Here is a 13,038-nt window from a genome sequence, read left to right as displayed (position 1 = left end):
AATGTAGGGTGGATGTCGCCTTTTACATCCACCATGATGGCGTGATCGGTGGATGGAGAAAGCGCCAGCTACGCGCCCCGACCCACCCTACAGGACACCTTCATGACCCCCTTCCAACCCGCCTGGTGGCTCCCCGGCCCGCATCTGCAGACGCTGTGGAACCCCTTCTGCCGCAAGCCGCCACTACTCGAACGGCAGCGCGAGCGGCTGTGGCTGGATGATGGCGACTTTCTCGATCTCGACTGGCACGGCCTGCACGACGCCCACGCACCACTGGTACTGGTGCTGCACGGCCTGACCGGCAGCTCCAGCTCGCTCTACGTGCTGGGCCTGCAGCAGACCCTGGCGGCACGCGGCTGGGCCAGCGTGGCGCTGAACTGGCGCGGCTGCTCCGGCGAGCCCAACCTGCTGCCGCGCGGCTACCACTCCGGCGCCAGCGAAGACCTGGCTTCGGCCGTGGCCCACCTGCGCACCCTGCGGCCGCTGGCGCCACTGTTCGCGGTCGGCTATTCGCTGGGCGGCAACGTCCTGCTCAAGTACCTCGGCGAAAGCGGCGAGCAAAGCCAGCTGCAGGGCGCCGTGGCGGTGTCGGTGCCGTTTCGCCTGGATCAGTGCGCGGATCGTATCGGGCTGGGTTTCTCGCGGGTGTACCAGGCGCACTTCATGCGCGAGATGGTCGCCTACGTAAACAACAAGCAGCGCCTGTTCGCCGAGAGTGGCCAGGGAGAACGCCTGTCGGTGCTGGAGCGCCTGGGCCCGCTGGACGGCATGCGTACCTTCTGGGACTTCGACGGGCGCATCACCGCGCCGCTGCATGGTTTCACCGACGCGCATGACTACTACCGGCGCGCCTCCAGCCGTTTCTACCTGGGTGAAATCCGTACGCGCACACTGATCATCCAGGCCGAAGACGACCCCTTCATCTTCCGCCACAGCCTGCCCGAGGCCAACGAGCTCGCCCCGGGTACCGAGTTCGAGTTGCACGCCAAGGGCGGCCATGTCGGCTTCGTCGAGGGCAGCCCGCGCCAGCCGGGGTATTACCTGGAGCGGCGCATTCCGCAGTGGTTGGTGAGCCTTGGATAATCGCGGCTGAAGCCGCTCCTACGCGGACGGCAGGGACCGTCGCTGCAGATTGCGGGAGGGCTCAGCGGCGAAACGCTCGCGGCTAAAGCCCCTCCTACAAAGGCCGAACGCGTGAGGCAATCACCCCAGCACCTCCTCCAGCGGCACGTGCAGGCGACCGTACAGCGCCTCGACCGCCTCGCGCGCAGAAGGCGCGACGTAGCCATCCTCCAGCGCCAGCACCTGATAGATGCCACGGCGCAACATGTCCTGGCTGAGGTTTTCCGGGTTGGCCCCGGCAGTGCAGAGAAAACGCACCCAGGAGGTCATGATGATCCAGCTGTTGAGCGTCAACGCCTCGATCTGCGCGGGGCTGATCAGCAGGATGTCTGCCTCGACGAAGCCCTGATAGATCGATTGCGCGCCCACCAGGCAGCGCCGGGCGAAGGCACGGTAGCGCTCGGCCAGTTCAGCATCTGAGTCGAGCAGATGCTCGAGGTCGCGGTGCAGAAAGCGGTAGTGCCACATCGCGGCCAGCAGCGCTTCCAGGTAGAAGGTCTTGTCCGCCACCGTCAAGGCACGGCCTTCGGGCACACGCAGAAAGCTGTCGACCTTGCTTTCGTACTCGGCGAACAGCTCGGCGATGATCACCTGCTTGTTGCGGAAGTGGTAATACAGGTTGCCCGGCGAAATACCCAGGTGCGCGGCGATATGGTTGGTGGTGACATTGCGCTCGCCCTGACTGTTGAACAGGGCCAGGCTCTCGGCAACGATGCGGTCGCGGGTCTTGGGTGGCGCCATGACGCAGCTCGATCTCGACTTCAAAAGTGGCAAAGGTACAGACGAAACAGACTAAGTGTTACCCCTCGACGCATGCCAACAGCACCTGCTGACCTTTGGTTAGGGTGCGACTCAGGCAGTGACGCGGCATCCTATTTGACACATTAGAGCAATTGCTCTAGAAATCCAGCTAAGCCTAATCGCGGCTTATAGCCGCCTTCAACAGGCTGCTTCAAAAACGTCGGCGAGGCAGTCAGCGCAAGGCAAAAAAAGGCGAAAAAGCGGAATTTACAAGTTGTAAATGAGCATTTTGATCGGACTCGCGCACGAGCCTGTTTTTAACGCAGCGATGACAACGCAGATAGTTTTTCAGCAGCCTGCCCGCTGGAACGTCGAGGAGAAACCAATGGTCGCCGACATCGCCTACCTGCAGCACAGCCAACAGCAGATCAACCAGCTCGATGGCAGCTTCGCCCTGCAGCGTGCGGCCTTTGCCGCCAACCCGATGCCGTCGGCCGAACAACGCATCCAGTGGCTGAAGTCCCTGAGTGAGCTGCTGACCCAGCAGCAGGACGCCCTGGTGGCGGCGATCAGTGCAGACTTCAGCAACCGTTCGGCCGACGAAACCCTGCTCGCCGAGCTGATGCCCAGCCTGCATGGCATTCACTACGCCAGCAAACGCATCAAGAAATGGATGAAGCCCTCGCGGCGCAGCGTCGGCCTGCAGTTCATGCCCGCCGCAGCCAAGGTCATCTACCAGCCGCTGGGCGTGGTCGGCATCATCGTGCCGTGGAACTACCCGCTGTTTCTCGCCATCGGCCCGCTGACCGGCGCCCTGGCCGCCGGCAACCGGGTGATGATCAAGATGAGTGAGTCCACCCCGGCCACCTCGCAGTTGATCAAGGATCTGCTGGCGCGCATCTTCCCCGAGGATCTGGTCAGCGTCGCCCTGGGCGAGGCTGAAGTCGGCATGGCCTTCTCCAAATTGCCGTTCGACCACCTGCTGTTCACCGGCGCCACCAGCATCGGCAAGCACGTGATGCGCGCCGCCGCCGAGAACCTCACCCCGGTGACCCTGGAGCTGGGCGGCAAGTCGCCGGCCATTGTGTCCGCCGACGTGCCGCTGGCCGACGCCGCCGAGCGCATCGCCTTCGGCAAGACCCTCAATGCCGGGCAAACCTGCGTGGCGCCGGACTATGTGCTGGTACCGCGCGATCGCGTCGACGGCTTCGTCAGCGCCTACCGCGAGGTGGTGCAGCGCTTCTACCCGCAGCTCAAGGACAACCCGGACTACACGGCGATCATCAACGAACGCCAGCTGGCCCGCCTCAATGGCTACCTGCACGACGCCCAGACCAAGGGCGCGCGGATCGTCCCGCTCTACCCCGAGGCCCAGGGCCGGCGCCTGCCGCAGAGCCTGGTGCTGGACGTCAACGACGACATGAAGCTGATGCAGGACGAGATCTTCGGCCCGCTGCTGCCGGTGGTGCCCTACGACCGCCTCGAAGACGCCTTCGCCTACGTCAACGCGCGGCCGCGGCCGCTGGCGCTGTACTACTTCGGCTACGACAAGCGCGAGCAGCAGCGCGTGCTGCACGAGACTCACTCAGGCGGTGTGTGCCTGAACGACACCCTGCTGCACGTGGCGCAGGACGACATGCCGTTCGGTGGCATCGGCCCGTCGGGCATGGGCCACTACCACGGCCACGAAGGCTTCCTGACCTTCAGCAAGGCCAAGGGCGTGTTCATCAAACAACGCTTCAACGCCGCGCGGCTGATCTATCCGCCTTATGGCAAGGCGATCCAGAAGCTGGTCTACAGGTTGTTCGTACGCTGATCAACGCGGGCAACGCCCGCTCTACACCTGGTGATAACAACAATGAACGACACCACCCTCCACGCGCCGCAGCTGTCGCGGCGCAGCCTGCTCAAGGCCGGCCTGCTGGGCACGGCGCTGCTCGGCACTGCCGGGCTGACCGCCACCCTCAGTGGCTGCTCGGCCAGCACGCCGGCCAGCGGCCACCTGATCCTGCGCAGCAGCGACCTGCCGTTTCTGCGTGCGTTGATCCCGGTGATGCTCGATGGCGCCGTCAGCGCTGAGCAGATGCCCCAGGCCGTCGACGGCACGCTGAAGAGCCTCGACAACAGCCTGGCGCACCTGTCGCCGGAAATGCTCAAGCTCACCGTGCAACTGTTCGACGTACTGGCCCTGCCCGTCACCCGTGGCCCGCTGACCGGGGTCTGGGGCAGCTGGGACAACGCCAGCGCCGATGACGTGCGGCATTTTCTGAGGCGCTGGCAGAACAGCAGCCTGAGCCTGCTGCGCATGGGCCATGCCTCACTGCTGCAGCTGGTGATGATGGCCTGGTACAGCCGCCCCGAGTCCTGGGCGCACTGCGGCTATCCGGGGCCGCCCACCGTATAACGGCTGAAGCGGACCGCCACCCGGCCCACCCTGCCGACTGCAGAGAGCATCGCGGCTGAAGCCGCTCCCACGGGATGCGGGCTGTTTGTGTAGGAGCGGATTTATCCGCGATCAGAGCGGCCACTCAGCTCGTGAGTTCGCCCCTACAGACGGCCCTACGACAAGAAGAGAAGGTGAAATGCCTGTACCCGATTTGTTCAAGCAAGGCCTGGCGAAAGGTTGGAAGACATACGACGGTTCGCGCCTGGAAAACGACCTGACCCTGGAGGCCGACGTTGCCATCGTCGGCAGCGGTGCCGGCGGAGGTACCACGGCGGAAATCCTCAGCGCCGCCGGCTACAAGGTGCTGCTGATCGAGGAAGGCCCGCTGAAGACCAGCGACGACTTCAAGATGCAGGAGGCCGAGGCCTACCCGAACCTCTATCAGGAAGGCATCGGCCGCATGAGCAAGGATGGCGCCATCACCATCCTGCAGGGACGCGCCGTCGGCGGCACCACGCTGGTCAACTGGACCAGCAGCTTCCGCACGCCACCGCAGACACTGGCGTACTGGGCCGAAGCCCACGCCGTGAAGGGTCATGATGTCGCCTCCATGGCGCCCTGGTTCGAGAAAATGGAACAGCGCCTGGGCGTCGCCCCCTGGGTCGTGCCGCCGAACGCCAACAACGAGGTGATCCGCAGCGGTTGCGACAAGCTCGGCTATCACTGGGCGGTGATCCCGCGCAACGTGCGTGGCTGCTGGAATCTGGGTTACTGCGGCATGGGCTGCCCGACCAACGCCAAGCAATCGATGCTGGTCACCACCATCCCCGCCACCCTGGATGCAGGCGGCGAGCTGCTCTACCTGGCGCGCGCCGACAAGCTGGTGATCGAAGGCGACAAGGTGGTCGGCATCGACTGCCTGGGCATGGACGAACGCTGCGTCGCGCCCACCGGCAAACGCATTCGGGTCAAGGCGCGGCATTACGTGTTGGCCGGCGGCGGCATCAATACGCCCGGCCTGCTATTGCGCTCCGCAGTGCCTGACCCGCACAAACGCATCGGCCGGCGCACCTACCTGCACCTGGTGAACTTCTCCGCGGCGCAGTTCGAGCAGGTCATCAACCCTTTCTATGGCGCACCGCAGTCGCTCTATTCCGATCATTTCCAATGGGATGACGGCACCAGCGGACGCCTGTCCTACAAACTGGAAGTGCCGCCGCTGCAGCCGGCGCTGACTGCCACCCTGCTTGGCGAGTTCGGTCGCGAGAACGCCCTGCGCATGGAGCAACTGCCGCACACCAACGTGATGCTTGCCCTGCTGCGCGACGGTTTCCACCCCGACAGCGCCGAAGGCCGCGTGGAACTGCGCGACGACGGCAGCCCGGTACTCGACTACCAGATGACCGACTACACCTGGGACGGCGTGCGCCGCGCTTTCCTGACCATGGCCGAAGTGCAGTTTGCCGCCGGGGCCAAGGCGGTGATGCCGATGCATGCCGACGCCGGTTACGTGAAGACATGGAAGCAGGCCAAGGACCTGATCGAGCACCTCGACCTCGCGCTCTACCGTACCCGCCTGGGCAGCGCTCACGTCATGGGCGGCTGCGCCATGGGCGAAGATCCGCAGCAAGCCGTGGTCGACAGCCTCGGTCGTCACCATCAGCTGGCCAACCTGTCGATCCACGATGGCTCGCTGTTCCCCACCAGTATCGGCGCCAACCCGCAGCTGTCGATCTACGGGCTGACCGCGAAACTCGCCACCTTGCTGGCCGAACGCCTGAAGGCCTGAGATGAGCAAGCTGATTGCCTTTCTCCTGCTGGTGGCAGGCACCATCCACCTGCTGCCAGTGGTCGGCGTGTTAGGCGGTGAACGGCTCAATGCATTGTATGGCCTGGCCCTGGACGAGCCCAACCTGCAGATCCTGATGCGCCACCGCGCGGTGCTGTTCGGCCTGCTGGGCGCCCTGCTGGTAGCGGCGGCGTTCGTCCCGACGCTGCGCAGCGCGGCCATGCTCGCAGGGCTGGTCAGTGTGCTCGCCTTCCTCCTGCTGGCCTGGAGCGCACCCGTCTACAACGAGGCTTTGCGTCGTGTAGTCGTCGCCGACTGGATCGCCCTCGCCTGCCTGATACCTGCATCGCTGCTGCACCTGCGCAATCACTGAGCTGTCGTCGCGCTTGGCCGCAAGGGAAACGCTGCGCTACCATCCGCGACTCTTGCCGCCTCGAACAGGACGAAGCGATGAATCGAGTGTTGTACCCGGGTACCTTCGACCCCATCACCAAAGGCCATGGCGATCTGGTCGAACGCGCCTCGCGGCTTTTCGATCACGTCATCATCGCCGTCGCCGCCAGCCCCAAGAAGAACCCGCTGTTCCCGCTGGAGCAACGCGTCGAGCTGGCCCGCGAAGTGACCAAGCATCTGCCGAACGTCGAAGTAGTGGGTTTCTCCTCGCTGCTCGCGCACTTCGTCAAGGAACAGAACGCCAACGTGTTCCTGCGCGGACTGCGTGCGGTATCGGACTTCGAGTACGAGTTCCAACTGGCCAACATGAACCGCCAGTTGGCGCCGGACGTCGAGAGCCTGTTCCTCACCCCATCGGAAAAATACTCGTTCATCTCCTCGACGCTGGTGCGCGAAATCGCCGCCCTGGGTGGCGATATTTCCAAGTTCGTTCACCCGGCCGTCGCCGACGCGCTGAACCAGCGCTTTCGCAAGAGCTGAAGACAGAACGCCGTGAGGTGCGCCATGCGCACCTGATGGCAGCCGCGATCTCAGGGCCGCAACAACGCTGCATGGCGCCCCTGTGGGTAATCCGGCACAATTCGCAGCATCGTTGCCCGTACAGTGTCGAAGCCAGCGCCTCGACAGGAGTTGCCCCATGTCCCTGATCATCACCGACGATTGCATCAACTGCGACGTCTGCGAACCCGAGTGCCCCAACGGCGCCATCTCCCAGGGTGAGGAGATCTACGTGATCGACCCCAACCTGTGCACCGAATGCGTCGGCCACTACGATGAGCCGCAATGCCAGCAGGTGTGCCCGGTAGACTGCATCCCGCTCGACGAGAACAATGTCGAGAGCAAGGATGACCTGATGCAGAAATATCGCATCATCACCGGCAAGGCCTGAGACTCCCGGCCAACCAGGCGCACGCGCCTGGGCAAGGCTGCTAAGCTGCGACTTCCTCAACCCATCTAGGTAGATCGCATGCTGCGCAAACTTCTGCTATCGACCCTGCTGCTCGGCGCCAGCCTGCTGGCGCAGGCCACACCGCATCAAGCCGCCATCGCCACCGCCCACCCGGCTGCCAGCGCCGCTGCCCAGCAGATGCTCGATGCCGGCGGCAACGCGTTCGACGCCGCCGTGGCTGCCAGCGCAGCGCTGGCCGTGGTCGAGCCCTATGGTTCTGGCCTGGGCGGCGGCGGTTTCTTCCTGCTGCGCAACGCCGGCGAAACGCCAACCTATGACTTTCTCGATGCCCGCGAGCGCGCGCCACTGGAAGCCAAGGCCGACCTCTACGCCAAAGACGGCCAGATACAGCGCGAACTGTCCCTCAATGGCGCCCTCGCCGCCGCCATTCCCGGTCTGCCGGCGGCCCTGGTGGAACTGGCCGAAAAGCATGGTCGTCTGCCACTGAAGACCAGCCTGGCCCCTGCCATCGCCCTGGCTCGCGACGGCTTTGCCATCGATCGCGTCTACCGCGAGCGCGCCACCTGGCGCCTGGCCGCATTGCGCGATGATCCAGAGAGCGCACGACTGTTCCTCAATCAGGGGGAAGTCCCTGCCGAGGGCTACCTGCTGCGCCAGCCGGAACTGGCCGCCACCCTGCAGACCCTGGCGCAGAAGGGCCGTCCCGGTTTTTACGACGGCGCCCTGGCCGAACACCTGGTCGAAGGCGTACGCCGCGCCGGGGGTATCTGGACAATGGATGATATGCGCGGCTACCAGGTGGTTCGCCGCGCGCCCTTGCGCGTCACCCTGGACGATGGCCATGAGCTGATCAGCGCCCCACCCCCCTCGGCCGGTGGCGTGGCTCTGGCGCAAAGCCTGGGCATTCTCGAACAATTTCCCTGGCGTGATGCCGAACCCGTACAACGCGTGCATTACGTGGTCGAGGCCCTGCGCCGCGCCTACCGCGACCGCGAGTTGCTGGGTGACCCGGACTTCGTCAAGAACCCACTGCAGGAAATGCTCTCGCCAGGCCACCTGGCCGTGCTCGCGGGCAGCATAGACCCCGAACAGGCCACGCCCAGCGACAGCCTGCCACCGGCCGGCACCTGGCATGAAGGTGACAACACTACCCACTTCGCGGTACTCGATGCCGACGGCAATGCGGTGGCCGCCACCCTGTCGATCAATCTGCCGTTCGGCGCCGCTTTCACCGTGCCCGGTACCGGCGTGCTGCTCAACGATGAGATGGACGACTTCGCCGCCGCAGTCGATGGCTCCAACGCCTACGGTCTGGTGGGCAGCCAGGCCAACCTCATCGCCGGTGGCAAGCGGCCTCTGTCATCGATGAGCCCGAGTTTTCTCGAAAACACCGACGAGTTCGCCGCCTTCGGCACGCCAGGCGGCAGCCGCATTCCCAGCATGGTGCTGCTGGCGATGCTGCAATACCTCGACGGCCAACCCATCGAAAGCTGGCCGGCCGTGGCACGCTATCACCACCAGTTCCTGCCCGATGTGATCGAGCATGAGCCGGATACCTTCAGCGACGAGCAGGTCGCCGAGCTGCAAGCACGCGGCTACAGCCTCAAGCGCCTGGATCGGCAGTACGGCAATCAGCAGGTGCTGTTCTGGAACAAGGCCAGCGGCGAGGTGCAGGCAGCGAGCGACCCGCGTGGTATCGGGCAGCCGCTGGTAGTGCCCGGCAAGCAGTAGAACCGTAGCCCGGATGCAGCCCGGGACGCCCTTGTGCGCAGCCCCGAACCTCATCCAGGCTACGGAGTCTCGATCAGGCTCTCCTGCTCATGCCCGAAGCGGCGCAGCTCACGGAACGGCACCTGCTCGTCGCCCAGCATCAGCACGTTGCGCAGGCTCTGGAAGATACGGCTGACGTAACCCAGGTCGTTCATCAGCGAGCTGGCCTGCAAGCCATCGAGATGACCGTAGCGCACCTCGCTGAACAGCCGCTGGCGGAACTGAGCGTCGAACTCCGCGGCCTGGTCGTCCAGCCAGGCCAGGCGTGAGCGCCAGGCCTCCTCTTCCAGCTCGCTGCGGGCCAGTTCGCGCAACTCGTGCAAGGTCAGCAGCAGATGGCGACGCAACTCGACATAACAGGTGCGTACGCCCGAAGGCGGCTGCTCCAGATAATGGCCGAGGTTCTTCTGCAGGTGCTTGGCATCCTTGACCGCATCCACCAGTTGCAGCGCCGCCAGTTGGCAAGTGTTCCAGAACTGCTGGTGTGCTTCGTCCATGGGCAACTCCATACGCCCCATGAAGCTCAGCAGATCGCCATACACGCCCTTGATATGGCGCTGATAGAGATCATTGGCGTCGACCCCGTCGCGCACCGGCCTGGCCTGCAGCAACTGCTCGTCGGCCTTGGCCTGCGCCAGTTGATCAACCGGCAGATACAAGGCATGGCAGATCACCTCCAGGCTCAGGCGCCCGAGGTGGCCCAGCTCCTGCACCACCGCGCCGGACGCCGCTTCGACCGAATCCAGGCAGCGCTCGTTCAGGTAACGAGCACGGGTGCGCTCGGGCTCGGGCACCTGCTCGGCCACCAGTTCGGTGATCAATACCTGCGGCTCGACTCGCTCCGGCAGCCAGCGGATCAGGTACTGCGCCAGACGCGCCTGCAGCGGCCAGAACAGCGCCACGCCCATGGCGTTGAACAACGTGTGGAACATCGCCAGCTGAATCAGGCTGTTCTCGCCAAGCCCCATGGGTTCGGCCAAGACATGCACCAGCCAGGTCAGCGGGCCGAGCAGGCAGAACGCGATAACGCCGGTGGTGATGTTGAACAGCACATGGGCCAGTGCCAGACGCTGACCGCTGCGGTTGCCGCCCAGCGAGCCGACGAAGGCGGTGGTCACGCTGCTGCCGACGTTCGAGCCGATGGCGATGGCCAGGCTTTGCCCCAGTTCCAGCTGACCACTGGCCAATGCCGCCAGGGTCAGCATCAGCGTGGCATGGCTCGACTGCAGCACGACGGTGATGGCCATACCGATAGCGGTGAACAGCAGTGCCCCGCGTAGCCCGCCTTCCTGCAGGCCCGTCATGTCCAGGCCATCACCGAAGCTGGCGAAGCCTTCCTTGATCTGGTCGATGCCGAGAAAGATGAACGCGATGCCCAGCACGATGCGCCCGGCTGCCTTGCTCCTGGGCCCGAAGAAGCCGGCCAGCACACCGAGCACCAGCAGTGGCAGAGCCAGGGGGCTGAGGCTGAGGTTCTGCCCAGCCAGCGCCAGCAACCAGATGCCGCTGGTGGCGCCCAGGTTGGCGCCGAACAAAATGGCGATACCGCCGGCCAGTTGAATCAACCCGGTGCTGATGAAGGCGATGGTCAGCAGGGAAACCAGGGTGCTGGACTGCAGCAACAGGGTGCCACCCACGCCGAACAACAGGCTCTTGACGGGCGTGGACGTGCTACGCCCGAGTATCTGTTCCAGCTTGCTGCCCGCCAACTGGCGCAGGCCTTCTTCCAGGCACTGCATGCCGAACAGGAATATCGCCAGACCGGCGCACAGTTGCAGCCAGCCCTGGCTGAACCAGAACGAGGCGATCAGCCCCGACACCACCAGCAACAACATCACCCAGCGCAGGTACTTCATTACCACCGGTTCTTCCTTTTCTCGGCGTTCAAACGCAAACGGCCTCTCGCCTCCAAAGGGAGGCGAGAGGCCGTCTCAAGCGGTGTAGCGGATCAGTCTCGCTTGTAGCCGCTGCTGGTGCAGCCCAGGCAACGCACGAAGGCTTCTTTACCTGGTTCGACCACCAGAGACTGAGCAGCTTCACCAACATTACCGCCCAGTGCAGTGAACGGCAGGCTGACGACGAAGGCTGCAGCGCCGATCGCCGTGGCCCCGATCAGCAGCGGGCGGGCGATGACCAGGTCGCCGATCATGGCATAGCCCTTGGGGGCCTCGACAGTGTAGAGCGGATCGCCGCTGGCATTCTGCTGAACCACTTCTGCTTGCGCCGAGAGCGCCAGCAGGCCAGAGGTCAGCGCCAGGACAGCAGCGGAAGTGCGGAACGCTTTCATGGATCGATCCTTCAGATTATTCGGGAAAGTGCCAGTAACTATAACAGCGCATTGGTAATTGTCAGCGTGACGGACGTCAATCGCCGTGAAAGGCATATTCCGGCTTTTTCGGTACATAAGGCCGGAAGAACGCCAGCATCGCGGCCAGATCGGCCTTTTCGTCACCCGTAGGCTCGAAGGTAGGGCCGATGACCACGCGGCGGTTCTGGTAATCCAGCGCCCCGAGCACGATGGGCACGCCTGCACCGAGGGCGATATGGTAGAAGCCCATCTTCCAGCGTTCGACCTTCTTGCGGGTGCCTTCGGGCGAGAGCACCAGGATGAATTGGTCATGCTCGCGAAAGGCATCAATGGCCTGTTCAACGGTATTGAGTTGGCGATCACGGCGAATCGCGATGCCACCCCAGCTGCGCATCAACGCAGCGAAGGGCCAGCGGAAGATGCTGTGTTTGCCGAACCAGCGGGCATTCAGGCGCAGCACGAACTTCAGCGCGATAAAGATCACGAAATCCCAGTTGGAGGTGTGGTGGGCGCCGATGGCGACGAACTTGTCGAGCTTCGGCAGCTCTCCCTCGATCCGCCAACCCATCAGTTTCAGCACGCTGCGCCCCAGCCACTCGGCGGCCGGGTTGCGCGGCAGGTAGTTACCGGACATCGATCAACCTCGGTGTTTCTTATTATTTTGGAAGTGTGGTCTTGCTCAACGCTGGCACTTGGGACAATACACACTCGCGCGCTGGCCCAGTTTGACCTCGCGCAAGGTGCTGCCACAGACCTTGCAGAATTCGCCGCCACGCCCATAGGCGAACAGCTCCTGCTGGAAGTAACCGGGTTGGCCATCGCCACCGACGAAGTCGCGCAGCGTTGTGCCGCCACGTTCGATGGCATGGGCGAGGATGCGTTTGATCTCCTCGGCCAGGCGCAGGTAGCGCGCCCGCGAGATGGCACCAGCCTCGCGACGCGGATCGATACCCGCGGCGAACAGCGCTTCGGTGGCGTAAATATTGCCGACACCCACCACCACGGCGTTATCCATGATGAAGGGCTTGACCGCCATGCTGCGCCCACGCGACATCTGAAACAGCCGCTCGCCATCGAACAGCCCGCCCAGTGGCTCCGGGCCGAGCTTGCTGAGCAGCTCGTGGCGCAGCGGATCTTCGCTCCACAGCAGCGCGCCGAAGCGGCGGGGGTCGGTGTAGCGCAAGGCGAGGCCCGACTCCAGTTCGATATCCACGTGCTCGTGCTTGGCCGCTGGCAGACCGCATTCGACCAGGCGCAGGCTGCCGGACATGCCCAGGTGACCGATCAGGCTGCCGACTTCGGCCTTGATCAGCAGGTACTTGGCGCGGCGCTCGACGCACTCGATACGCTGGCCGGACAGACGCACGTCCAGGTCCTCAGGAATCGGCCAGCGCAGACGGCGCTCACGCACGATCACGCGGCTGACGCGCTGACCTTCAAGGTAGGGGGCGATACCACGGCGGGTAGTTTCGACTTCAGGTAATTCAGGCATGGCTACACGGCAGCAGAACGGCGGTGCGCCACCTTAGCAGGAGCGGCCCGCAAAGCGGTAGAGCGCG

Annotated in this window: 13 protein-coding genes; 8 read left to right on the top strand and 5 right to left on the bottom strand. The window is 64.3% G+C overall.

Annotated elements, in window-relative coordinates; genetic code table 11:
- Nucleotides 1–102: 102 nt before the first annotated feature.
- Nucleotides 103–1,083 (top strand): hydrolase, encoded by a 981-nt coding sequence (locus tag PCLY_RS13675; protein WP_061240196.1) that lies wholly within the window; start codon nucleotides 103–105, stop codon nucleotides 1,081–1,083.
- A 120-nt stretch (nucleotides 1,084–1,203) separates the two neighbouring features.
- Here the strand turns inward: PCLY_RS13675 and PCLY_RS13670 are convergent, their stop codons facing one another.
- Complete coding sequence (locus PCLY_RS13670; protein ID WP_061240195.1) at nucleotides 1,204–1,863, bottom strand: TetR/AcrR family transcriptional regulator; 660 nt, start codon at nucleotides 1,861–1,863, stop codon at nucleotides 1,204–1,206.
- A gap of 385 nt (nucleotides 1,864–2,248) precedes the next feature.
- On the opposite strand from PCLY_RS13670, the gene PCLY_RS13665 reads away from it, so the two are divergent.
- The 7 genes from PCLY_RS13665 to ggt all read left to right on the top strand — a co-directional run bounded on the left by PCLY_RS13665 (nucleotide 2,249) and on the right by ggt (nucleotide 9,132).
- On the top strand, nucleotides 2,249–3,679 hold the full coding sequence (locus tag PCLY_RS13665) for a coniferyl aldehyde dehydrogenase (protein WP_061240194.1): 1,431 nt from the start codon (nucleotides 2,249–2,251) through the stop codon (nucleotides 3,677–3,679).
- 42 nt (nucleotides 3,680–3,721) lie between these two features.
- Nucleotides 3,722–4,267 (top strand): hypothetical protein, encoded by a 546-nt coding sequence (locus PCLY_RS13660; RefSeq protein ID WP_061240193.1) that lies wholly within the window; start codon nucleotides 3,722–3,724, stop codon nucleotides 4,265–4,267.
- Nucleotides 4,268–4,445: 178 nt separating this feature from the next.
- The gene (locus PCLY_RS13655; RefSeq protein ID WP_061240192.1) at nucleotides 4,446–6,038 is read left to right on the top strand and encodes a GMC family oxidoreductase; all 1,593 of its coding nucleotides are present in this window, start codon (nucleotides 4,446–4,448) and stop codon (nucleotides 6,036–6,038) included.
- Between the two features lies 1 nt (nucleotide 6,039).
- Nucleotides 6,040–6,411 (top strand): hypothetical protein, encoded by a 372-nt coding sequence (locus tag PCLY_RS13650; RefSeq protein WP_061240191.1) that lies wholly within the window; start codon nucleotides 6,040–6,042, stop codon nucleotides 6,409–6,411.
- Between the two features lie 77 nt (nucleotides 6,412–6,488).
- Nucleotides 6,489–6,971, top strand: a complete 483-nt coding sequence (gene coaD / locus PCLY_RS13645; protein WP_061240190.1) for a pantetheine-phosphate adenylyltransferase — start codon at nucleotides 6,489–6,491, stop codon at nucleotides 6,969–6,971.
- A gap of 157 nt (nucleotides 6,972–7,128) precedes the next feature.
- Entirely contained in the window at nucleotides 7,129–7,380 is a 252-nt protein-coding gene (locus tag PCLY_RS13640) for a YfhL family 4Fe-4S dicluster ferredoxin (RefSeq protein ID WP_061240189.1), read from the top strand.
- A 78-nt stretch (nucleotides 7,381–7,458) separates the two neighbouring features.
- Nucleotides 7,459–9,132 (top strand): gamma-glutamyltransferase, encoded by a 1,674-nt coding sequence (ggt, locus tag PCLY_RS13635; protein ID WP_061240188.1) that lies wholly within the window; start codon nucleotides 7,459–7,461, stop codon nucleotides 9,130–9,132.
- 59 nt (nucleotides 9,133–9,191) lie between these two features.
- On the opposite strand, the gene PCLY_RS13630 is transcribed toward ggt, so the two are convergent.
- The 4 genes from PCLY_RS13630 to mutM form a co-directional block, all read right to left on the bottom strand.
- Nucleotides 9,192–11,027, bottom strand: coding sequence for a Na/Pi cotransporter family protein (locus PCLY_RS13630; protein WP_061240187.1), 1,836 nt, complete (start codon nucleotides 11,025–11,027; stop codon nucleotides 9,192–9,194).
- A gap of 92 nt (nucleotides 11,028–11,119) precedes the next feature.
- Nucleotides 11,120–11,458: a hypothetical protein gene (locus tag PCLY_RS13625; RefSeq protein ID WP_061240186.1), complete on the bottom strand. Its 339-nt coding sequence runs from the start codon at nucleotides 11,456–11,458 to the stop codon at nucleotides 11,120–11,122.
- A gap of 76 nt (nucleotides 11,459–11,534) precedes the next feature.
- Complete coding sequence (locus PCLY_RS13620; protein ID WP_061240185.1) at nucleotides 11,535–12,113, bottom strand: lysophospholipid acyltransferase family protein; 579 nt, start codon at nucleotides 12,111–12,113, stop codon at nucleotides 11,535–11,537.
- 45 nt (nucleotides 12,114–12,158) lie between these two features.
- Nucleotides 12,159–12,971, bottom strand: coding sequence for a bifunctional DNA-formamidopyrimidine glycosylase/DNA-(apurinic or apyrimidinic site) lyase (mutM, locus tag PCLY_RS13615; RefSeq protein WP_061240184.1), 813 nt, complete (start codon nucleotides 12,969–12,971; stop codon nucleotides 12,159–12,161).
- Nucleotides 12,972–13,038 lie beyond the last annotated feature (67 nt).

This window comes from Ectopseudomonas composti (assembly GCF_001567565.1).
GTDB classification, from domain to species: domain Bacteria; phylum Pseudomonadota; class Gammaproteobacteria; order Pseudomonadales; family Pseudomonadaceae; genus Aquipseudomonas; species Aquipseudomonas composti_A.
This window is presented reverse-complemented; position numbering and strand designations above follow the sequence as displayed.

What these genes read in the sequence shown, in the direction of transcription:
- PCLY_RS13675 (WP_061240196.1), top strand. Translation starts at nt 103, where the DNA reads ATGACCCCCTTCCAACCCGCCTGGTGGCTCCCCGGCCCGCATCTGCAG.
- PCLY_RS13630 (WP_061240187.1), bottom strand. Translation starts at nt 11,027, where the DNA reads ATGAAGTACCTGCGCTGGGTGATGTTGTTGCTGGTGGTGTCGGGGCTG.
- coaD (WP_061240190.1), top strand. Translation starts at nt 6,489, where the DNA reads ATGAATCGAGTGTTGTACCCGGGTACCTTCGACCCCATCACCAAAGGC.
- PCLY_RS13650 (WP_061240191.1), top strand. Translation starts at nt 6,040, where the DNA reads ATGAGCAAGCTGATTGCCTTTCTCCTGCTGGTGGCAGGCACCATCCAC.
- PCLY_RS13670 (WP_061240195.1), bottom strand. Translation starts at nt 1,863, where the DNA reads ATGGCGCCACCCAAGACCCGCGACCGCATCGTTGCCGAGAGCCTGGCC.
- PCLY_RS13625 (WP_061240186.1), bottom strand. Translation starts at nt 11,458, where the DNA reads ATGAAAGCGTTCCGCACTTCCGCTGCTGTCCTGGCGCTGACCTCTGGC.
- PCLY_RS13640 (WP_061240189.1), top strand. Translation starts at nt 7,129, where the DNA reads ATGTCCCTGATCATCACCGACGATTGCATCAACTGCGACGTCTGCGAA.
- PCLY_RS13655 (WP_061240192.1), top strand. Translation starts at nt 4,446, where the DNA reads ATGCCTGTACCCGATTTGTTCAAGCAAGGCCTGGCGAAAGGTTGGAAG.
- ggt (WP_061240188.1), top strand. Translation starts at nt 7,459, where the DNA reads ATGCTGCGCAAACTTCTGCTATCGACCCTGCTGCTCGGCGCCAGCCTG.
- PCLY_RS13660 (WP_061240193.1), top strand. Translation starts at nt 3,722, where the DNA reads ATGAACGACACCACCCTCCACGCGCCGCAGCTGTCGCGGCGCAGCCTG.
- mutM (WP_061240184.1), bottom strand. Translation starts at nt 12,971, where the DNA reads ATGCCTGAATTACCTGAAGTCGAAACTACCCGCCGTGGTATCGCCCCC.
- PCLY_RS13620 (WP_061240185.1), bottom strand. Translation starts at nt 12,113, where the DNA reads ATGTCCGGTAACTACCTGCCGCGCAACCCGGCCGCCGAGTGGCTGGGG.
- PCLY_RS13665 (WP_061240194.1), top strand. Translation starts at nt 2,249, where the DNA reads ATGGTCGCCGACATCGCCTACCTGCAGCACAGCCAACAGCAGATCAAC.